This window comes from Streptomyces sp. NPDC104202 (assembly GCF_055584185.1).
In genome coordinates, this window is record NZ_JBVJMN010000079.1 from 1 (window position 1) to 19,786 (window position 19,786).

A 19,786-nucleotide genomic window follows, 5' to 3' on the forward strand; every position below is an offset into this window, starting at 1 on the left:
TCAGCCCCCCCCTGTCGGGCCGAGCAACAATCTCACGACCCTACCTCCGCGTCGCGCCGCCCACCGCCAAGAACTAGCCCACCCCCTCCCCCCCCCCCCCCCCCCCCCCCCCCCCCCCCCCCCCCCCCCCCGTCACCGCGTTCCTCGTCCCCGCCGACCGCCCCGGCCTCGGCGGCGAACCCCTCGACATGCTCGCCCCGCACGCCCTCGGCACCCTCACCTTCGACGGCGTCCCCGTGGGCCCCGAGGACCTCCTCGGCGCACCGGACGCCGGTTTCCGGGTCGCCATGCACACCCTCAACCTCTTCCGCCCCAGCGTCGGCGCCTTCGCCGTCGGAATGGCGCAGGCCGCCCTCGACGCCGCCCTCGCCCACACCGCCGCCCGCCCCGCCTTCGGCGGCGTCCTCGCCGACCTCCAGGCCGTCTCCCACCGCGTCGCCGAGATGGCCACCCGCACCGAGGCCGCCCGCCTCCTCGTCTACGCGGCCGCCGCCGCCCACGACGCCGGCGACCCCGACGTGCCCCGGCGCTCCGCCATGGCCAAACTCCTCGCCACCGAGACCGCCCAGTTCGTCGTCGACTCCGCCGTCCAACTCCACGGCGCCGCAGCCCTCCAGCGCGGCCACCTCCTCGAACACCTCTACCGCGAGGTCCGCGCACCCCGGATCTACGAGGGGGCCACCGAGGTCCAGCGCACCATCATCGCCAAGGAGCTGTACGCGTCCCGCGGGGAGGACCATGGGGGAGGGGCCCCCGGTGCCGCACCGCGCCGCGCCGCCGCCCCCCGTACGGAGGAGGTCACGTCCTCATGAGCCTGCACCGGCACAACCCCGCCGAACTCGCCCCGCCCGCAGGGTTCACGCACGCGGTCACCGCCACCGGGACCCGGTTCGTGTTCCTCGCCGGACAGACCGCCCTCGACACCGCGGGAAAGGTCGTGGGGGAGACCCTCCCCGAGCAGTTCACGGTCGCGCTCGCCAACCTCCTGACCGCCCTCCGGCACGCCGGAGGCACCCCGGCCGACCTCGCCCGCGTCACCGTCTACACCACCGACGTCGACGAGTACCGCGACCACGCCGTCGAACTGGGCCGCGTCTGGCGCCGGTTGGCGGGCCGCGACTACCCGGCGATGGCGGTCGTCGGGGTCGTGCGGCTCTGGGACGCACAGGCCAAGGTGGAACTCGACGGCTTCGCGGTGCTGGACGAGCCCGCGCACGCTTGATCAACTGGTCCCCCGTGCGGGCCGGGCTTAGTGTCGAAAGGTGGACTGACCGGCCCACGGCACACTCACCAGGCGAGGCCCGAGGCGCCCAATGAGTACACCCAAGCCGACGACACCGGCACAGACCGCCACTCCGAGGAAGGGCGGCGACGGCAAGGGCATCGCCCTGTTCGTGATCGCGTCCTGCCAGCTGATGGTGGTCCTCGACATCACGATCGTGAACATCGCGCTCCCGCACATCCAGAGCGCCCTGCACTTCTCCACGACCAGCCTGTCCTGGGTCGTCAACGCCTACACGCTCACCTTCGGCGGCCTGCTGCTCCTCGGCGGCCGCGCCGGTGACATCCTGGGCCGGCGACGCGTCTTCATCTTCGGCGTCCTGCTCTTCGGACTCGCCTCGCTCTTCTGCGGACTCGCGCAGAGCGAGTGGCAACTCCTGGGCGCCCGCGCACTCCAGGGCGTCGGCGGCGCCATCGCGTCGCCGACCTCGCTCTCCCTCATCACCACCACCTTCGACGAAGGCCCGGAACGCAACCGGGCCTTCGGCGTCTTCGCCGGCGTCTCGGCCGGCGGCGGCGCGATCGGCCTGGTGGCGGGCGGCATGCTCGTCCAGTGGCTCGACTGGCGCTGGATCTTCTTCGTCAACGTGCCGATCGCCCTGCTCATCGCCTTCCTGACGCCACGCCACGTCAAGGAGTCCGAGCGCCACCCCGGCCACTTCGACCTCGCCGGCGCGCTCACCTCGACCCTCGGCATGGTCGCCCTGGTGTACGGCTTCATCCGGGCCGCCCAGGAGGGATGGAGCGATCCCTACACGATCGGCTCGTTCGTCGCCGCCGTGCTCCTCCTGGCCGCGTTCATCCTGATCGAACGGCGCTCCCAACAGCCCATCACGCCGCTGCACATGTTCGCCGACCGCAACCGCTCGGGCACCTACGTCATCATGCTGTGCCTGGCGGCGGCCATCTTCGGGATGTTCTTCTTCCTCACCCTGTTCGTGCAGCAGGTGCTGGGCTTCAGCCCGCTGACGACGGGTCTGGCGTTCCTGCCGGTCAGCGCCATCATCGGCGTCGGCGCCGGCCTCACGTCCAACCTGCTGCCCCGGTACGGCCCCAAACCCTTCATGGTCACGGGCTCGATCCTCGCCGCGGCCGGCCTGTCCTGGCTGACGCTCACCGACGTGGACTCCACCTATCTGGGCAGCATCCTCGGCCCCATCCTCGTCTTCGGCCTCGGCATGGGCCTGATGTTCGTCTCGCTCACCATCATGGCCCTCTCCAACGTCGAGCCGAGGGAGTCGGGCGCGGCCTCCGGACTGCTCAACGCCATGCAGCAGGTGGGCGGTTCGCTCGGCCTCTCCATCCTCGTCACCGTCTTCGGCACCGCGAGCCGCAACGAGGCCGACGTCCAGGTGCCCGCCTTCCTCGCCCAGGCCGGCCCCCTGGAGAAGGCCCGCTTCGCCGAGACCGGCCAGCTTCCCCCGCCCTACGCCGACCAGGTCCTCACCTCCGGCGTCTCCGCCGGCTTCGTCACCGCCGCCGTCTTCGCCGTCGTCGGCGCCCTCGTCGCCATCTTCGTCATCAAGGTCCGCCAGTCCGACATCGACCGCCTCAAGGGCGGGGTCGGAGTGATGCCGGGCGGCTGACCGTCGAAAACCCGTCCCGCTCGGCGTACGACCCCGGCGCCACCCACGCCGACGGCCCCGCCACCCCCACGAGGGGGCGACGGGGCCGTCGGCGTACGGAACTCCGGCGGGTACTCAGATGTCCCGGAAGATCTCGATCTGGGCGCCGATCGAGTTGAGGCGCTCGGCGAGGTCCTCGTAGCCGCGGTTGATGACGTAGACGTTGCGGAGGACGGAGGTCCCCTCGGCGGCCATCATCGCGAGGAGGACGACGACGGCGGGGCGGAGGGCCGGGGGGCACATCATCTCGGCGGCGCGCCAGCGGGTGGGTCCCTCGACGAGGACGCGGTGGGGGTCGAGGAGCTGGAGGCGGCCGCCGAGGCGGTTGAGGTCGGTGAGGTAGATGGCGCGGTTGTCGTAGACCCAGTCGTGGATGAGGGTCTTGCCCTGGGCGGTGGCCGCGATGGCGGCGAAGAAGGGCACGTTGTCGATGTTGAGGCCGGGGAACGGCATCGGGTGGATCTTGTCGATCGGCGCCTCCAGTTTGGAGGGGCGGACCGTCAGGTCGACGAGGCGGGTGCGGCCGTTGTCGGCGGCGTACTCGGCCGAGCGGTCGTGGTCGAGGCCCATCTCCTCCAGGACGGCGAGCTCGATCTCCATGAACTCGATGGGGACCCGGCGGATCGTCAGCTCGGACTCGGTGACGACGGCGGCGGCCAGCAGACTCATCGCCTCGACCGGGTCCTCGGAGGGGGAGTAGTCGACGTCGACGTCGATCTGCGGAACGCCGTGGACGGTCAGGGTGGTGCTGCCGATGCCGTCGACCCGGACTCCGAGGGCCTCCAGGAAGAAGCACAGGTCCTGGACCATGTAGTTGGAGGAGGCGTTGCGGATGACGGTGACGCCGTCGTGGCGGGCGGCCGCCAGCAGCGCGTTCTCGGTGACCGTGTCCCCGCGCTCGGTCAGGACGATCGGGCGGTCGGGGGAGGCGGAGCGCTCGACCTGGGCGTGGTAGATGCCCTCGGTGGCGGTGACGTCCAGGCCGAAGCGGCGCAGGGCGATCATGTGCGGCTCGATCGTGCGCGTGCCGAGGTCGCAGCCGCCGGCGTACGGCAGCTTGAAGCGGTCCATCCGGTGCAGCAGCGGGCCGAGGAACATGATGATCGAGCGGGTGCGGATCGCGGCCTCGGCGTCGATGGACTCCATGTCCAGCTCGGCGGGCGGCACGATCTCCAGGTCGACCCCGTCGTTGATCCAGCGGGTGCGGACGCCGATGGAGTTGAGGACCTCCAGGAGCCGGAAGACCTCCTCGATGCGGGCGACCCGGCGCAGGACCGTGCGGCCCTTGTTGAGGAGCGAGGCGCAGAGCAGCGCGACACAGGCGTTCTTGCTCGTCTTGACGTCGATGGCGCCGGAGAGCCGGCGGCGGCCGACGACGCGGAGGTGCATCGGGCCGGCGTATCCCAGGGACACGATCTCGCTGTCGAGGGCCTCGCCGATCCGGGCGATCATCTCAAGGCTGATGTTCTGGTTGCCGCGCTCGATCCGGTTGACGGCGCTCTGGCTCGTGGCCAGCGCTTCGGCGAGCTGCGTCTGTGTCCAGCCGCGGTGCTGCCGGGCGTCACGGATGAGCTTGCCGATGCGTACGAGGTAGTCGTCTGCCATGGCGTCACGTTATCTCAGATATGAGATGTGACCCGTCATCGGGGTAGGCCGTCAGGGTGATGTGCCGTGCGCCGTCGGGTGGCGCGGTTCGTACAGGGGGAGTTCGGTCCCGCTCGGCAGCCGTACGGCCGCCAGCAGGCCCCAGCCCTCGTCGGTGATGGCCCGTGAGATCTCCGCGCCCCGGTCGGCCAGGGTCGTCAGCGTGGCCGTGAGGTCGTCGCACATGAGGTACACCTCGTGCCGCGGCTCCGCCGTCGTGGGGTGCACCGCGATCTCGGAGGGCGGGAGGCGGAAGATCAGCCAGCCCCCTCCGGCGTCCACGTGCCCGAAGCCCACGACGTCCTTCAGGAAGGCCCGGTCGGCCACCGCGTCCCGGGTGTAGAGAATCACATGCGCGCCGCTGAACATGGCTCGATCCTCACCCCGCCCCCCGGCCCCGGCAATTCCCCCGCCGCCGTACGGGTGCCCCCGGGGCGGTCCCTCGCGGGCGTCAGCCGGCCTCCGGCGCCCGCCGCCACTCCGGTACGTCCAGGAAGTGGACGTCGTAGCGCTCCTGCTCGGCGACGAGGCCGGCGAAGTCCTCCAGGCCCCTGGCCACGCGCCCCGGCGCGCGGAAGGAGCCGAACCGGTCGACGCCCGGCGTGAGCACCCCCAGCAGGTCGGCGGTGGAGCCGGGAGCGGCGCCGAAGGCGTGCGGCGTATGGGGCGGCACGACGACGAGCCCGCCGCGGCCGACCGTCGCCCTGGTCCCGACGAGGAGGAACTCCACCGTCCCGTCGAGCACGTGGAACAGTTCGGACGACCGGGTGGGGAGGTGCGGCCCGGCCCCGTCGGCCCCTTCGTCGAGGGTCAGCCGGTTGGCGCCCAGCGCGCCGCCGGTCGCCGGCGCGTCGGCGAGCAGCCCGAAGCCGCCGCCGTGCGGCAGCGGGACGCGCTCGGCCTCCTCCGCCCGCACCGCCAGCGCCCGGAGCATCGTGTTCCCGGTGTTCCCGGCCATCGTCGCGACTCCCGTCTCCTCCGTCCCCTCGGCCGCCCGCGTCTTCGTCCCGTGCTCTCGTGCCGCGCCCTCGTCCGGCCGCGGGCGGCGGGCGGCGGCGTCCCTCCATTCCAGCCGGGGAAGAAGACGCGAACCAGAGGCGGTTGTCGTCGGCGGAGATCACCGGTCGTGATGCATCGGAGGAGCCGATGGAGCTGCGCCGGCTGCGGTACTTCGTGGCCGTCGCCGACGAGGGTGGGTTCGGCCGCGCCGCCGAGCGGCTCGGCATCGTCCGGTCGGCGGTGAGCCGGCAGGTCCGGCGCCTGGAACGGGAGCTCGGCGTGGCGCTGTTCGAGCGCTCCACCCGCCGGGTGCGGCTGTCCGGCGCCGGGGAGCGGCTGCTGCCCGAGGCCCGCGGCGTCCTGGCCGCGGCGGAGCGGACCGGACGGCTCGCGGCCGACCTCGCGTCCGGCGCGGAAGGGGTGCTGAGGCTGGGCACCGTGCACGGTCCCGGCGACCGGATCTAGCGGCTCCTGGACGCGCTCACGGCCGCGGCGCCCGGGCTCCACGCACGGTCCCGGCGACCGGATCTACCGGCTCCTGGACGCGCTCGCGGCCGCGGCGCCCGGGCTCCACGTCCGGCCCCGGCGTCTGCCCCCGGCCGAGCGGGCGGCCGCCGTGCGCGCGGGGGACTGGACGCCGTTCTCGTCCGCGGCCCCGCGGAGGCGCCGGGCCTGGAGCTGCTGCCGGTGTGGACCGACCCGCTGTACGCGGCGCTGCCCGAGGGCCACCCCCTCGCGTCGGCACCGCTGCCCGGGCCGGAGCGGCCGGCCGGGCTTCCGCTGCGGCTCGCGCCCCGCGAGGACAACCCGCCGTTCCACGACCTGGTGACCGGGGCCCTGTGCGCGGCGGGTGCCGAACCACTCCCGGGCCCGCCGTTCACCGCACTGCAGGAGACCCTGCCGGCGATCGGGACCGGGCCGCCGTCCTGGACGGTCTTCCACGAGGTCGCCGGGGTGCCCGAAGTCCCCCGGGTGGCCGTGCGGGGTGCGGCGGCTGGACGCGCCCGTCCTCACCACGTCGCCGGCCGTGCCGCCGGGTCCGCCGTCACCGGTGCTGCGCCGGCTGCTCCGGGCGCTCGCGGCCCTCCCGGACGGCGGTGACCTGCGATGACCCGGCGGCGCGGCGGGCCCGTGCGGCGGCGGCGCCGCACGGGGCCGGACGAATCGGCGGGGAGGCGGCGCCGGAGCGGACCGACGGGACGGGAAAACGGCACGCCCGGGCATGACCGCGGGGCGGGGATGCACTAGAGTTATCTCGACATCGAGATAACTGCTTACGGCGCACTGCGGCCGCCCGCCCGGTAAGGGCTACCTAACTTAGCCTTACCTTAGCGGATCGGCGCGGGGTCGTGGCGGCAGCATGACGGTAGTACGCGCACATTGATGAAGGAGACTGTCGTGTCGGCGAACAGCTTCGACGCCCGCAGCACGCTGCGCGTGGGCGACGAGTCGTACGAGATCTTCAAGCTGGACAAGGTCGAGGGCTCCGCGCGCCTCCCTTACAGCCTGAAGGTCCTCCTGGAGAACCTGCTCCGCACCGAGGACGGCGCGAACATCACCGCCGACCACATCCGTGCGCTCGGCAACTGGGACTCGCAGGCTCAGCCGAGCCAGGAGATCCAGTTCACGCCGGCCCGTGTGATCATGCAGGACTTCACCGGTGTGCCGTGTGTCGTCGACCTCGCCACCATGCGCGAGGCCGTCGCCGCGCTCGGCGGCGACCCGGCGAAGATCAACCCGCTCTCCCCGGCCGAGATGGTCATCGACCACTCCGTCATCGCCGACAAGTTCGGCACGCACGACGCCTTCGCGCAGAACGTCGAGCTGGAGTACGGCCGCAACAAGGAGCGCTACCAGTTCCTGCGCTGGGGCCAGACCGCCTTCGACGACTTCAAGGTCGTCCCGCCGGGCACCGGCATCGTCCACCAGGTCAACATCGAGCACCTGGCCCGCACGGTCATGGTCCGCAACGGCCAGGCGTACCCCGACACCCTCGTCGGCACCGACTCCCACACCACCATGGTCAACGGCCTCGGTGTGCTGGGCTGGGGCGTCGGCGGCATCGAGGCCGAGGCCGCGATGCTGGGCCAGCCGGTCTCCATGCTCATCCCGCGCGTCGTCGGCTTCAAGCTGACCGGCGAGCTGCCGGCCGGCACCACCGCCACCGACCTGGTGCTCACGATCACCGAGATGCTGCGCAAGCACGGCGTCGTCGGCAAGTTCGTCGAGTTCTACGGTGAGGGCGTCGCCGCCACCTCCCTGGCGAACCGCGCCACCATCGGCAACATGTCGCCGGAGTTCGGCTCCACCGCCGCGGTCTTCCCGATCGACGGCGAGACCCTGAACTACCTCAAGCTCACCGGCCGCTCCGAGCAGCAGGTCGCGCTCGTCGAGGCGTACGCCAAGGAGCAGGGCCTCTGGCTGGACCCGGCCGCCGAGCCGGACTTCTCCGAGAAGCTGGAGCTCGACCTCTCCACGGTCGTCCCCTCCATCGCCGGCCCGAAGCGCCCGCAGGACCGCATCGTCCTCGCGAACGCCGCCGCGCAGTTCGCCCAGGACGTCCGCAACTACGTCTCCACCGACGACGAGGCGGGCAAGGAGTCCTTCCCGGCCTCCGACGCCCCGGCCGTCTCCAACGGCGTCCCGTCGAACCCGGTCGAGGTGACCGCCCCCGACGGCACCACCTACACGATCGACCACGGCGCCGTCACCGTCGCCGCGATCACCTCCTGCACCAACACGTCGAACCCGTACGTGATGGTCGCCGCCGCGCTCGTCGCCAAGAAGGCCACCGAGAAGGGCCTGACCCGCAAGCCGTGGGTCAAGACCACCCTCGCCCCGGGCTCGAAGGTCGTCACCGACTACTTCGACAAGGCGGGCCTCACCCCGTACCTCGACAAGGTCGGCTTCAACCTCGTCGGCTACGGCTGCACCACCTGCATCGGCAACTCCGGCCCGCTGCCGGAGGAGGTCTCCAAGGCCGTCAACGAGCACGACCTGGCCGTGACCTCGGTGCTCTCGGGCAACCGCAACTTCGAGGGTCGCATCAACCCCGACGTCAAGATGAACTACCTGGCCTCCCCGCCGCTGGTCGTCGCGTACGCCATCGCGGGCTCCATGAAGGTGGACATCACCAAGGACGCCCTCGGCGTCGACCAGGACGGCAAGCCCGTCTACCTGGCCGACATCTGGCCGTCGGAGGCCGAGGTCAACGACGTCGTCGCCAACGCCATCGGCGAGGACATGTTCAACAAGTCCTACCAGGACGTCTTCGCGGGCGACGCCCAGTGGCAGGCGCTGGAGATCCCGACCGGCAGCACCTTCGAGTGGGACGCCGAGTCCACCTACGTCCGCAAGCCCCCGTACTTCGAGGGCATGACGATGGAGACCACCCCGGTCACCGACATCGTCGGCGCCCGCGTCCTGGCCAAGCTGGGCGACTCGGTCACCACCGACCACATCTCCCCGGCCGGCGCGATCAAGGCCGACACCCCGGCCGGCACGTACCTCACCGAGCACGGTGTGGAGCGTCGTGACTTCAACTCCTACGGCTCGCGCCGTGGCAACCACGAGGTCATGATCCGCGGCACGTTCGCCAACATCCGCCTGCGCAACCAGATCGCGCCGGGCACCGAGGGCGGTTACACCCGCGACTTCACCCAGGCCGACGGCCCGGTGTCGTTCATCTACGACGCCTCGCAGAACTACCAGGCCGCCGGCACCCCGCTGGTCATCCTGGGCGGCAAGGAGTACGGCTCCGGCTCGTCCCGCGACTGGGCCGCCAAGGGCACCGCGCTCCTCGGCGTCAAGGCCGTCATCACCGAGTCGTACGAGCGCATCCACCGCTCGAACCTCATCGGCATGGGCGTCCTGCCGCTCCAGTTCCCGGCCGGCCAGTCGGCCGACTCGCTCGGTCTGACCGGCGAGGAGACCTTCTCCATCGCGGGCGTCACCGAGCTGAACGACGGCACCACGCCGAGCACGGTCAAGGTCACCACCGACACCGGTGTCGAGTTCGACGCGGTCGTCCGCATCGACACCCCCGGTGAGGCGGACTACTACCGCAACGGCGGCATCATGCAGTACGTGCTCCGCAACCTGATCCGCGGCTGACGTCCGGTCCGGTAACGGGAAAGGGCCCCGCTCCTCGGAAGAGGAGCGGGGCCCTTTCGTACGCTCACCCGCGGGGCGGGTGCACGACCGGTGCGGCCGGGATCAGAACAGCTGCTTGAAGCCGTTCCAGCCGCCCGTGCCGATCTTCACGCGGTTGTAGTACGGCGTGGTGGCGTTGCCCGTGCCCTTGTACAGCCACAGGGCGCCGGCGCCGTCACGGGCCATCAGGTCCGTGACGCCGTCGTAGTTGATGTCGCCGACGGAGACCAGGGCGTTGTAGCCGCCCCAGCCGGCGCTGATGCGGGTGCGACCGGTGAAGGGCGTCTTGTAGTTGCCCGTGCCCTTGTACAGCCAGAGCACACCGGCGCCGTCACGAGCGACCAGGTCGGCCTTGCCGTCGCTGGTCAGGTCGCCCTTGCCGGCGAGCTGGTTGTAGCCGCCCCAGCCCGCGCTGATCTTGGTGCGGGTGGTCAGGCTGCCCGTGCCGTAGCCCAGGTAGTGCCACAGCACACCCGCGGAGTCACGGGCGAGCAGGTCGTCGGCGGCCGCACCGCCGGTGTTGCCGACCGAGACCAGCTTGTTGTAGATGCCCCAGCCGGCGCCGATCTTGCGCGGGGTGGTGTTCCACTTGGTGTAGTAGAGCGCCCCGGCCGTGACGTCGAAGAGGCCGTCGGACTTGCCGTCGGCGTTCTGGTCGACCTGGTTGATGTGCTGGCTGTAGTTCCAGCCGGTGCCCGAGTTCTCGGTGGGGAGCGTGAGCCCGCCCTGGCCGTTCGGGGTGTAGCCGTAGATGGTGCCGGCGCTGTTGACGCCGTAGAGCGCGTTCACCGGGGTGACGGCAGCGGAGGACGCGGCGAAGGCGCTCGCGTTCGACGCCGGCTGCTGGACACCCGACACCGAACGCTGCGGCGCGTCGGCCGCCACAGCGGCGGTGGTGGTGCCGACGAGGGCGGCGGTTATCGCCGCGACGGTGACACGGGACAGGACGCCCGCGCGGTTCAGGCCAGAAGAGTTGGCCACGTAGTACTCCAGATCCGAGTGGAATGTGTCGGTCCCGCAGCGCGCACACCCGAGGGGGCGCAGGCGGCGGGATCTCTATGATCCAGGATCCTTCTCACGCGATCTTCACCTGGCAACTGGTTTGTGACACAACTGTTTCGGTCCAAGATCATATGTACCGTTTGTCTTATCGTGCCCCGTCCCGATCCGCCGGGCGTGGGGTGAACTCCCGCCGACGAGGCCCCAGTACGGGCTTCTTCGGTGTGCTGTCAAGGGCGCCGGTTCACGAATGGTTGGACGAAACGCCGCAGATCCCACGTGCTTATCGCGCAGGTCTCAACTCGGGAAAGATGGCCGTGAAAACCTGCTTTCGATCTTGCTCAGGCGAAGGGAAGTGGACTATACCTGTCGGCGTCCAGCCAGTCGTTTCCATCGGACGACGGCCCGACGCCTGCACGACCCGGCTGCAAATGACCGCGGTGGCGGGGCCCTTCGCCTGTGGCGAGCGAGTACGACGGGCGACCGGTACACCGCCTGAGTCCTGAATGAAGGCGAGGACTTGAGCATGGGATCCACCTCCGCACAGACCAATGAGGGCGGCCTCGGCCGCCGCGATCTGATCAAGCGGTCCGCCGCCATCGGTCTGATCTCGGTGCCGACGATGAGCTTCCTGTCCGCCTGTGCGAGCAGCGACAGCGGTGGCAACGGAAAGGTCGAGAAGGGCACGAAGTCCGAAAAGAACCCGCTCGGGGTGAACGAGTCGGCCCCGCTCGATTTCGTCCTCTTCGACGGTGGATTCGGACAGGAGTACGCCAAGGACGCGGTCAAGGTCTACGAGACGAATTACCCGAAGGCCAAGGTCAAGTTCACCCCCACCCAGAAGATCACCACCACGCTCCAGCCGCGCTTCAACGGCGGCAACCCGCCGGACCTCATCGACAACTCCGGCGCCGAGCAGATGGACATGGGCGTCCTCGTCGGCCAGAAGCAGCTCGCGGACCTCACCCCGCTGCTGGACGCGCCCTCGATCGACGACCCGGCCAAGAAGGTCCGCGACACCCTGCGGCCCGGCATCGTCGAGATGGGCCAGTTCGACGGCGAGCAGTGCTGGATCCTCAACTACGCCTACACGGTCTACGGCGTCTGGTACTCGCAGAAGCTCCTCGACTCGCTCGACGCGAAGTACCCCGAGACCTGGGACGAGATGCTGGCCGTCTGCGAGAAGGCCAAGAAGAAGGGCATCGCGGGCTGGACGTACGCGGGCAAGCACCCGTACTACATCCCCTTCTCGCTCTACCCGATGATCGGCAAGGTCGGCGGCCGCGAGGTCCTGGACGCCATCGACAACCTGGAGCCGAAGGCCTGGGAGCACCCCGCGGTCAAGGCGTGTTTCGAGGCCTACTACGAGCTCTTCAAGAAGGGCTACATCCTCCAGGGCACCCCGGGCCTCGACCACATCCAGTCCCAGACCGCCTGGACCGAGGGCAAGGCGCTGTTCATCCCGAACGGCTCCTGGGTCGAGAACGAGGCGGCGAAGACCATGCCCGCCGACTTCGCCCTCTCCGTCTCCGCCCCGACCGGCATCGACTCCTCCGACAAGATGCCGTTCGGCACCATCTGGGCCGCCGGCGGCGAGCCCTTCATCGTCCCGGCCAAGGCGGCGAACGCCGAGGGCGGCATGGAGCAGCTGCGCATCATGCTCAGCGAGGCGTCCTCCAAGAACTTCACCCAGTCGGTGAAGTCCCTGACCGCCCTCAACGGCGGCACCGACGGCATCGAGCTCTCCCCGGGCCTCAAGTCCGGCGTCGCCGCGCTGGAGAAGGCCGGCCAGAACGTCGTCAACCCGCGCCTCCAGGACTGGTACGTCGCCCTCCAGAAGGAGAAGATCGGTGTCGCCGGCATCGGCGAGATGATGGCCGGCCGCGCCACCCCGGCCGAGACGATCAAGAAGATCCAGAAGTACGCCGACGAGGCGGCCAAGGACTCGTCGATCAAGCACTACAAGCACTGACGATCAGTGCCGGGGCCCCTTCCCGCCGACCGGGAGCGGGCCCCGGCCACTTCGCGCGCAGCACCGGCGGCGCGCCTCCGCGGGAAGATCGGGGTCGGTAGGAATGCAACACGGCAAGTACCGTTTCATCGTGGGGTTCCTGGCGGCCCCGCTCGCGCTCTACGTGCTCTTCGTCATCTGGCCGTTCGTCCAGTCCATCTACTACTCCTTCACGGACTGGACCGGACTGAGTCCCGAATTCGGGATGGTCGGATTCGACAACTACAGCAGAATGCTGGACGACGAGATCTTCTGGAAATCCCTCCAGCACAGCCTGACCTTCGCGGTGGTGCTGCCGCTGGTGACAGTCGGTCTCGCGCTCTTCTTCGCCTTCATGCTCAATGTCGGCGGTCGGCGCCGCAGGGGGGCGGCGATCGCGGGCGTGCGCGGTTCGTCCTTCTACAAAATCGTGTACTTCTTCCCGCAGGTGCTGTCGATCGCGATCGTGGCGCTGCTCTTCCAGTTCGCGTACAACCCAAATAGCGGAGCCATCAATTCCGTATTGAAGGGCGTCGGCCTCGGCAGCGTCCAGCCGGACTGGCTCGGCGATCCGGACCTCGCCCTGATCTGCGTGATGCTGGTCCTCGTCTGGTCCACGGTCGGATTCTTCGTCGTCCTCTTCTCGGCCGGCATGGCGTCCATTCCGAGGGATTTCTACGAGGCCGCCCTGCTCGACGGCGCGAACCGCTTCACCACGTTCTTCAAGATCACCCTGCCGCTGCTCTGGGACACCGTGCAGTCCGGCTGGATCTACATGGGCATCCTCGCGCTCGGCGCGGAGTCCTTCGCGGTCGTCCAGATCATGACCGTCGGCCCCTCCGGCGGCGGGCCCGACTACTCCACCATCGTCCTGCCGCTGTACGTCTACCAGAAGGCGTTCCGGGACGGTCAGGCCGCCTACGCAACGACCATCGGCGTCGCGCTCCTCGTCGTCACGCTCGCCTTCGCGGCCGTCGTGATGAAGCTGGGCCGGCGCGAGCGGCTGGAGTTCTGATGAAGACGACCGACACTGCCTCCACCGGAGTCGAGGACACCCCCGGCTCCCCGGCCGGCCCCGGCCCGGCCCTCGCCAAGACCCCCGCGCCCGCCGCGGCCAAGGACTCGAGCAGCGAGGGCACGACCCTCAACGTCTTCTCCCACGGCATCCTGATCCTCTGGGCGGTCATGGTCGTCACGCCGCTCCTCTGGGCGGTGATGACCTCGTTCAAGACCGACCGGGCCATCTTCACCTCGCCCTGGTCGCTCCCCGACTCGCTGCACTTCGAGAACTGGTCGCGCGCCTGGACCGAGGCGCACATGAGCGACTACTTCCTGAACACGATCCTGGTGGTCGGCGGCTCGCTCGTCGGCACCCTGCTGCTCGGTTCGATGGCGGCCTACGTGCTGGCCCGCTTCGACTTCCCGGGCAACCGCTTCATCTACTTCCTCTTCATCGGAGGGATGAGCTTCCCGATCATCCTGGCGCTGGTGCCGCTCTTCTACGTGATGCAGAACATGGCCCTGCTGAACACGCTGCACGGCCTGATCATCGTCTACATCGCGTACTCGCTGCCGTTCACCGTCTTCTTCCTCACCGCCTTCTTCCGCACCCTGCCGACCTCGGTGGCGGAGGCGGCGTTCGTGGACGGCGCCTCGCACACCAGGACCTTCTTCCAGGTGATGCTGCCGATGGCGAAGCCCGGCCTCATCAGCGTGGGCATCTTCAACTTCCTCGGCCAGTGGAACCAGTACCTGCTGCCGACCGTGCTCAACACCGAGCCGGAGAACAAGGTGCTCTCCCAGGGCCTCGTCCAGCTCGCGGTCAGCCAGGGCTACAAGGGCGACTGGTCCGGTCTCTTCGCCGGTCTGGTGATGGCGATGCTCCCCGTCCTGGCGGCGTACATCATCTTCCAGCGGCAGGTGGTGGCCGGTCTGACCGCCGGCGCCGTGAAGTGACCCCCGGGGCGTCGAGCCCCTCCCGGAACCGCCCGAAGGGCCCCCGGCGCACCGCGCGCCGGGGGCCCTTCGCGTCGTGTGACCCGTACCGTCCGCCTCTCAAGGTCTTGACGGGGAGCAAGCCGAAAGAGTCCCCTTAGAGTTCACATGTTGGAGAAAACGGTGGGAGTGAGTGAGTCGATGGAGACTCCGGGGTCGCAGACGTCTCTGCACAGGGCCAATCTCGAACGGGTCGTCCGGGCGGTGCGGATGGCCGGCTCGCTCACCCAGGCGGAGATCGCCCGGGCGACGGGCCTGTCCGCCGCCACGGTCTCCAACATCGTCCGGGAGCTGAAGGACGGCGGGACCGTCGAGGTCACGCCGACCTCCGCGGGGGGCCGCCGGGCCCGGAGCGTCTCGCTCTCCGGCGACGCGGGCATCGTGATCGGCGTCGACTTCGGCCACACGCACCTGCGGGTCGCGGTCGGCAACCTCGCCCACCAGGTGCTCGCCGAGGAGGCCGAACCGCTCGACGTCGACGCCTCCGCCGCCGAGGGCTTCGACCGGGCGGAACAGCTCGTCAACCGGCTGATCCAGGCCACCGGCATCGGCCGGGACAAGGTCATCGGCGTCGGGCTCGGCGTGCCCGGACCCATCGACGTCTCCTCCGGGACGCTCGGGTCGACCTCGATCCTGCCGGGGTGGAGCGGCATCAACCCGGCCGAGGAGCTCAGCGGCCGGCTCGGCGTGCCCGTCCACGTCGACAACGACGCCAACCTCGGCGCCCTCGGCGAGCTGGTCTGGGGGAGCGGCCGGGGCGTCAAGGACCTGGCGTACATCAAGGTGGCCAGCGGCGTCGGTGCCGGCCTCGTGATCGACGGGCGGGTCTACCGGGGCCCCGGGGGCACCGCGGGCGAGATCGGGCACATCACGCTGGACGAGTCAGGCCCGGTCTGCCGCTGCGGCAACCGGGGCTGCCTGGAGACCTTCACGGCGGCCCGGTACGTCCTGCCGCTGCTCCAGCCCGGTCACGGACCCGACCTGACCATGGAACGGGTGGTCCAGCTGGCCCGGGAGGGCGACCCCGGCTGCCGGCGGGTGATCGCGGACGTCGGCCGGCACATCGGCAGTGGCATCGCCAACCTCTGCAATCTCCTGAACCCGAGCCGGGTCGTGCTGGGCGGCGACCTCGCCGAGGCCGGGGAGCTGGTCCTGGCGCCCATCAGGGACTCCGTGTCGCGGTACGCGATCCCCAGTGCCGCCCGGCAGCTCTCGCTCGCCCAGGGGGCCTTGGGCGGCCGCGCCGAGGTGCTCGGCGCGCTGGCCCTCGTCCTGAGCGAGATGGGCGATTCGACCCTGTTGGAGAGTGCCCTTCCCGCGGCCGCTCCGGTCTCCCGGCTTGCCTTCACTTAGATAACGAACACCACCGTTGTCATCTCGTTAAGAATTTACTTCTTGACGGCAACGTTGCGGCCGAGTTGACTTCGGGACACCTCGGCCGCAACGTCGCGGCCTCGTCAGGGAGGCAACCCACATGAACGCAGTGACGCGTCGTGCCGTCATAGCAACGGCCGCGGTCTCGATGGCTCTCTCGCTCGCAGCCTGCGGTCAGGCCGGCGGCGACGACAGCAAGGACAAGGGCAGCTCGACCAAGATCGGTCTGCTCCTTCCCGAGAACAAGACCTCGCGCTACGAGGCGCTGGACAAGCCGCAGTTCGAGAAGGCCGTCAAGGCCGCGTGCGGCGACTGCGAGATCGTCTACAACAACGCGGTCTCCGACGTCGTGAAGCAGAAGCAGCAGTTCGACCAGCTGATCGCCGACGGCGTCAAGGTCATCGCCCTCGACCCGGTGGACGCCGAGAAGGCCGCCGGCTGGGTCAAGGACGCCAAGGCCAAGGGCGTCAAGGTCGTCGCGTACGACCGCGCCGTCGCCGGTGCCGACGCCTACGTCAGCCACGACAACAACAAGGTCGGCGAGCTCCAGGGCCAGGCCCTGATCACCGCCCTCGGCGCCAAGGCCGCCTCCGCCAACGTCGTCATGATCAACGGCGACGAGAAGGACCCGAACGCCGGGCTCTTCAAGAAGGGCGCCCACACCGCGCTCGACGGCAAGGTCGGCAAGATCGCCTACGAGGCGTCCGGCGAGTGGGACCCGAAGATCGCTGGCGAGAAGATGGCCGCCGCCATCTCCTCGGTCGGCAAGGACAAGATCGCCGCGGTCTACTCGGCCAACGACGGCATGGCCGGCGGCATCATCACGTCCCTGGAGAACGCCGGCATCAAGGGCATCCCGGTGGGTGGCCAGGACGCCGAGGTCGCGGGCATCCAGCGGATCATCGCCGGCACCCAGACCTTCACGATCTACAAGTCCCCGCTGCAGCTGGCCCCCGAGGCCGCCAAGTTCGCGGTGAACCTGCTCCAGGGCAAGGACGTCGGCGCCCAGGGCACCACCGACGGCGTGCCGTCGACGCTCTTCGCCCCGGTCGTGGTCGACAAGGCCAACATCCAGTCCACGGTGGTCCAGGACGGCATCTACAAGGCCGCCGACCTCTGCACGGCGGACCTCGCCGCCAAGTGCACCGAGCTGGGCATCAAGTAACCCCTGCCCCACCCCGCCGCCGGGCCGCCCACAGAGGCCCGGCGCACGGATCCCGGACGGAGCGCCCCGGCGCCCCGCAGCCGCCTCCCACGGGAGTGAGCCGCCACCGGCCGCGTACAGAGGGTGAACACCCCCTCGTACCGCCGGGAGGCGCACGGCGCCCGGATCCGTACCCCCAGCCCGTCCGGCCCCCGGCCGACCCAGACCCCGCTGTCGGTCCGGGGGCCGGACGAGCCCAGCCCCCCTCGAACTTTGGCGCTGCACCGGCGGCGCGACATGCCGCCGCCCGCGGGCGGCGAAGGAGTTGGTTCACGTGTCCCAGACGCCCGTGCTGGCGTTGCGCGGGATCTTCAAGCGATTCGGAGCGGTCCAGGTCCTCTCCGGTGTCGATCTCGAAGTCCACGCAGGAGAGGTCGTCGCGCTCGTCGGCGACAACGGAGCGGGAAAGTCCACGCTGGTCAAGACGATCGCCGGCGTGCACCCCATCGACGAGGGCGTCATCGAGTGGGAGGGCGAGCAGGTCGACATCCAGCGCCCGCACGACTCCCAGAACCTCGGTGTCGCGACCGTCTACCAGGACCTCGCGCTCTGCGACAACCTCGACGTCGTCGCCAACCTGTTCCTCGGCCGCGAGATCAAGAAGGGCGGCGTCCTCGACGAGGTCGCCATGGAGAAGCGGGCCAAGGACCTGCTCTCCACGCTCTCCATCCGCATCCCCAGCGTCCGCATCCCCGTCGCCGCCCTCTCCGGCGGACAGCGCCAGGTCGTCGCCATCGCGCGCGCCCTGGTCGGCGACCCGAAGATCGTGATCCTGGACGAGCCGACCGCCGCCCTCGGCGTCGAGCAGACCGCCCAGGTCCTCGACCTCGTCGAGCGGCTCCGCGAGCAGGGCCTCGGCGTCATCCTCATCAGCCACAACATGGCCGACGTGAAGGCCGTCGCCGACACGGTGGCGGTGCTGCGCCTGGGCCGCAACAACGGCACCTTCCCGGTGGCCACCACCACGCACGAAGAGATCATCGCCGCGATCACCGGTGCCACGGACAACGCCGTGACCCGACGCCAGGCCCGCAACGCGGAGGTAGCGAAGTGAGCAAGACCCCTCCCACCGCGAGCGACCAGGCCGCCGTGCCGGACCCCCGCACCCCGGAGACCGAGGCCGCCCCGACCGAGGCCCCGGCCCCGGCCGCGGTCCCGGCCGTCGACCCCCGCCTCCTCGTCCGCGAGCAGGGCTTCAAGGGCTACGTCGACGAGTTCAAGCGCAAGATCCGCTCCGGCGAGATCGGCTCGCTGCCGGTCGTCATCGGCCTGATCGTCATCGGCATCGTCTTCCAGGCGCTCACCGGCAACTTCATCACCTCGTACAACCTCGACCAGATCACGCTGTACGCGGTCGGCCCCGGCATCATGGCCGTCGGCATCGTCTTCGTCCTGCTGCTCGGCGAGATCGACCTCGCCGTCGGCTCCGTGGCGGGTCTGGCCGGTTCGGTCTGGGGCGTCCTCGGCACCGACATGCCGGACGGCCTCGCGATCATCCTGGGCATCCTCTCCGGCACCCTCCTGGGCGCCTTCCACGGCCTGGTCTTCGCCAAGATCGGCGTGCCCGCGTTCGTCGTGACCCTGGCCGGCTTCCTCGGCTGGGCCGGTCTGCAGACCTGGGTGATGGGCGACAAGTCGACCATCCCGACGCCGATCGGCAGCTTCGTCGGCGACCTCACGAAGTACTACTTCTCCGACGTCGCCGCCGCCTACGGCCTCGCCGTGGCCGTCGTCGCCGCCTTCTACCTCGCCCAGCTGCGCGACTCCGGCCGCCGCAAGAACGCCGGGCTGCCGCACCGCCCGCAGAGCGAGATCATCCTGCGCACCGCCGTCCTGGCGGTCCTGGTCCTCGTCGCCGCCTACGGCTTCAACCAGGAGCAGGGACTCCCGCTCTCCCTGGTGATCTTCCTGGTGATCCTGCTCGTCACCGACTTCGTCCTCCGCCGCACCACCTACGGCCGCCAGGTCTTCGCGGTCGGCGGCGGCATCGAGGCCGCCCGCCGCGCCGGCATCAACGTGTCGTGGATCCGGATCTCCGTCTTCATGATCTCCGGCACCATGGGCGCCATCGGCGGTCTGTTCCTCGCCTCCGCGACGGGCGGCGCCGACCGCTCCCTCGGCGGCGGAAACCAGCTGATGATGTGCATCGCCGCCGCGGTCATCGGCGGTACGTCCCTGTTCGGCGGACGCGGCAAGGTCTGGTCGGCACTCCTGGGCATCCTGGTCATCCAGTCGATCGTCCAGGGCCTGAACCAGATGAACCTCTCCTCCAACGCGATCCAGTACATGATCACCGGAGCGGTCCTGCTCATCGCCGTCATCATCGACTCGGTCTCCCGCAAGACGCAGAAGACGGCGGGCCGCGCCTAGCGCGTAACGCTCGCCACACCGCCCGGCGCCGTGAAACCGGCGCCGGGCTCTGCTGCGTCCGGAGCAGTGCACCGGACCGTACGGAGCCGTACAGATCAGCGGCGTGTCGGCCGTGAGGGTGACGCCTGACCCCCCGGCCCGATGCCCACGATC

At 70.0% G+C, this 19,786-nt stretch carries 16 protein-coding genes and 1 pseudogene; 13 read left to right on the forward strand and 4 right to left on the reverse strand.

Annotated features, from left to right (window positions below):
* Window positions 1–131: 131 nt before the first annotated feature.
* From ACZ60W_RS33525 to ACZ60W_RS33535, 3 genes and pseudogenes are all read left to right on the forward strand, one after another.
* A pseudogene (locus ACZ60W_RS33525) lies at window positions 132–812 on the forward strand (acyl-CoA dehydrogenase family protein); the annotation flags it as partial.
* A complete protein-coding gene (locus ACZ60W_RS33530) occupies window positions 809–1,222 on the forward strand; it encodes a RidA family protein (RefSeq protein ID WP_469759177.1) in 414 nt (137 codons plus the stop codon). The pseudogene ACZ60W_RS33525 and the gene ACZ60W_RS33530, both read left to right, overlap by 4 nt.
* 91 nt (window positions 1,223–1,313) lie before the next feature.
* Window positions 1,314–2,867, forward strand: a complete 1,554-nt coding sequence (locus ACZ60W_RS33535) for an MFS transporter (protein ID WP_469759178.1) — start codon at window positions 1,314–1,316, stop codon at window positions 2,865–2,867.
* A 114-nt stretch (window positions 2,868–2,981) separates the two neighbouring features.
* On the opposite strand, the gene ACZ60W_RS33540 is transcribed toward ACZ60W_RS33535, so the two are convergent.
* The 3 genes from ACZ60W_RS33540 to ACZ60W_RS33550 form a co-directional block, all read right to left on the reverse strand.
* Window positions 2,982–4,511, reverse strand: a complete 1,530-nt coding sequence (locus tag ACZ60W_RS33540) for a helix-turn-helix domain-containing protein (protein WP_384883595.1) — start codon at window positions 4,509–4,511, stop codon at window positions 2,982–2,984.
* A 51-nt stretch (window positions 4,512–4,562) separates the two neighbouring features.
* Window positions 4,563–4,919 (reverse strand): VOC family protein, encoded by a 357-nt coding sequence (locus ACZ60W_RS33545; protein ID WP_469759179.1) that lies wholly within the window; start codon window positions 4,917–4,919, stop codon window positions 4,563–4,565.
* 82 nt (window positions 4,920–5,001) lie between these two features.
* On the reverse strand, window positions 5,002–5,508 hold the full coding sequence (locus ACZ60W_RS33550) for a cupin domain-containing protein (protein ID WP_469759180.1): 507 nt from the start codon (window positions 5,506–5,508) through the stop codon (window positions 5,002–5,004).
* Window positions 5,509–5,696: 188 nt separating this feature from the next.
* On the opposite strand from ACZ60W_RS33550, the gene ACZ60W_RS33555 reads away from it, so the two are divergent.
* From ACZ60W_RS33555 to acnA, 3 genes are all read left to right on the forward strand, one after another.
* A complete protein-coding gene (locus tag ACZ60W_RS33555; protein WP_469759181.1) occupies window positions 5,697–6,014 on the forward strand; it encodes a LysR family transcriptional regulator in 318 nt (105 codons plus the stop codon).
* A 165-nt stretch (window positions 6,015–6,179) separates the two neighbouring features.
* Entirely contained in the window at window positions 6,180–6,650 is a 471-nt protein-coding gene (locus tag ACZ60W_RS33560) for a LysR substrate-binding domain-containing protein (RefSeq protein ID WP_469759199.1), read from the forward strand.
* A 297-nt stretch (window positions 6,651–6,947) separates the two neighbouring features.
* Window positions 6,948–9,662 carry an aconitate hydratase AcnA gene (gene acnA / locus ACZ60W_RS33565; RefSeq protein WP_469759182.1) on the forward strand — a complete coding sequence of 905 codons (2,715 nt, stop codon included), beginning with the start codon at window positions 6,948–6,950 and terminating at the stop codon, window positions 9,660–9,662.
* Between the two features lie 102 nt (window positions 9,663–9,764).
* Here acnA and ACZ60W_RS33570 read toward each other — a convergent pair whose 3' ends face one another.
* A complete protein-coding gene (locus ACZ60W_RS33570; RefSeq protein ID WP_469759183.1) occupies window positions 9,765–10,682 on the reverse strand; it encodes an FG-GAP repeat domain-containing protein in 918 nt (305 codons plus the stop codon).
* 544 nt (window positions 10,683–11,226) lie between these two features.
* Here ACZ60W_RS33570 and ngcE point away from each other — a divergent pair.
* The 7 genes from ngcE to ACZ60W_RS33605 all read left to right on the forward strand — a co-directional run bounded on the left by ngcE (window position 11,227) and on the right by ACZ60W_RS33605 (window position 19,633).
* A complete protein-coding gene (gene ngcE / locus ACZ60W_RS33575; protein ID WP_469759184.1) occupies window positions 11,227–12,672 on the forward strand; it encodes an N-acetylglucosamine/diacetylchitobiose ABC transporter substrate-binding protein in 1,446 nt (481 codons plus the stop codon).
* A 103-nt stretch (window positions 12,673–12,775) separates the two neighbouring features.
* On the forward strand, window positions 12,776–13,705 hold the full coding sequence (locus ACZ60W_RS33580; RefSeq protein ID WP_469759185.1) for a carbohydrate ABC transporter permease: 930 nt from the start codon (window positions 12,776–12,778) through the stop codon (window positions 13,703–13,705).
* The gene (locus ACZ60W_RS33585) at window positions 13,705–14,646 is read left to right on the forward strand and encodes a carbohydrate ABC transporter permease (RefSeq protein ID WP_469759186.1); all 942 of its coding nucleotides are present in this window, start codon (window positions 13,705–13,707) and stop codon (window positions 14,644–14,646) included. The genes ACZ60W_RS33580 and ACZ60W_RS33585 overlap by 1 nt, the downstream gene beginning before the upstream one ends.
* Window positions 14,647–14,826: 180 nt before the next feature.
* Entirely contained in the window at window positions 14,827–16,038 is a 1,212-nt protein-coding gene (locus ACZ60W_RS33590) for an ROK family transcriptional regulator (protein ID WP_469759187.1), read from the forward strand.
* Between the two features lie 121 nt (window positions 16,039–16,159).
* Window positions 16,160–17,224, forward strand: coding sequence for a sugar ABC transporter substrate-binding protein (locus ACZ60W_RS33595; protein WP_469759188.1), 1,065 nt, complete (start codon window positions 16,160–16,162; stop codon window positions 17,222–17,224).
* Between the two features lie 304 nt (window positions 17,225–17,528).
* The gene (locus ACZ60W_RS33600; protein WP_366305347.1) at window positions 17,529–18,317 is read left to right on the forward strand and encodes an ATP-binding cassette domain-containing protein; all 789 of its coding nucleotides are present in this window, start codon (window positions 17,529–17,531) and stop codon (window positions 18,315–18,317) included.
* A complete protein-coding gene (locus ACZ60W_RS33605; RefSeq protein ID WP_469759189.1) occupies window positions 18,314–19,633 on the forward strand; it encodes a sugar ABC transporter permease in 1,320 nt (439 codons plus the stop codon). Before ACZ60W_RS33600 ends, ACZ60W_RS33605 begins: the two co-directional genes overlap by 4 nt.
* Window positions 19,634–19,786: the final 153 nt, after the last annotated feature.

What these genes read in the sequence shown, in the direction of transcription:
- ACZ60W_RS33555 (WP_469759181.1), top strand. Translation starts at nt 5,697, where the DNA reads ATGGAGCTGCGCCGGCTGCGGTACTTCGTGGCCGTCGCCGACGAGGGT.
- ACZ60W_RS33585 (WP_469759186.1), top strand. Translation starts at nt 13,705, where the DNA reads ATGAAGACGACCGACACTGCCTCCACCGGAGTCGAGGACACCCCCGGC.
- ACZ60W_RS33595 (WP_469759188.1), top strand. Translation starts at nt 16,160, where the DNA reads ATGAACGCAGTGACGCGTCGTGCCGTCATAGCAACGGCCGCGGTCTCG.
- ACZ60W_RS33590 (WP_469759187.1), top strand. Translation starts at nt 14,827, where the DNA reads ATGGAGACTCCGGGGTCGCAGACGTCTCTGCACAGGGCCAATCTCGAA.
- ACZ60W_RS33550 (WP_469759180.1), bottom strand. Translation starts at nt 5,508, where the DNA reads ATGGCCGGGAACACCGGGAACACGATGCTCCGGGCGCTGGCGGTGCGG.
- ACZ60W_RS33580 (WP_469759185.1), top strand. Translation starts at nt 12,776, where the DNA reads ATGCAACACGGCAAGTACCGTTTCATCGTGGGGTTCCTGGCGGCCCCG.
- ACZ60W_RS33535 (WP_469759178.1), top strand. Translation starts at nt 1,314, where the DNA reads ATGAGTACACCCAAGCCGACGACACCGGCACAGACCGCCACTCCGAGG.
- ACZ60W_RS33530 (WP_469759177.1), top strand. Translation starts at nt 809, where the DNA reads ATGAGCCTGCACCGGCACAACCCCGCCGAACTCGCCCCGCCCGCAGGG.
- ACZ60W_RS33545 (WP_469759179.1), bottom strand. Translation starts at nt 4,919, where the DNA reads ATGTTCAGCGGCGCGCATGTGATTCTCTACACCCGGGACGCGGTGGCC.
- ACZ60W_RS33540 (WP_384883595.1), bottom strand. Translation starts at nt 4,511, where the DNA reads ATGGCAGACGACTACCTCGTACGCATCGGCAAGCTCATCCGTGACGCC.
- ngcE (WP_469759184.1), top strand. Translation starts at nt 11,227, where the DNA reads ATGGGATCCACCTCCGCACAGACCAATGAGGGCGGCCTCGGCCGCCGC.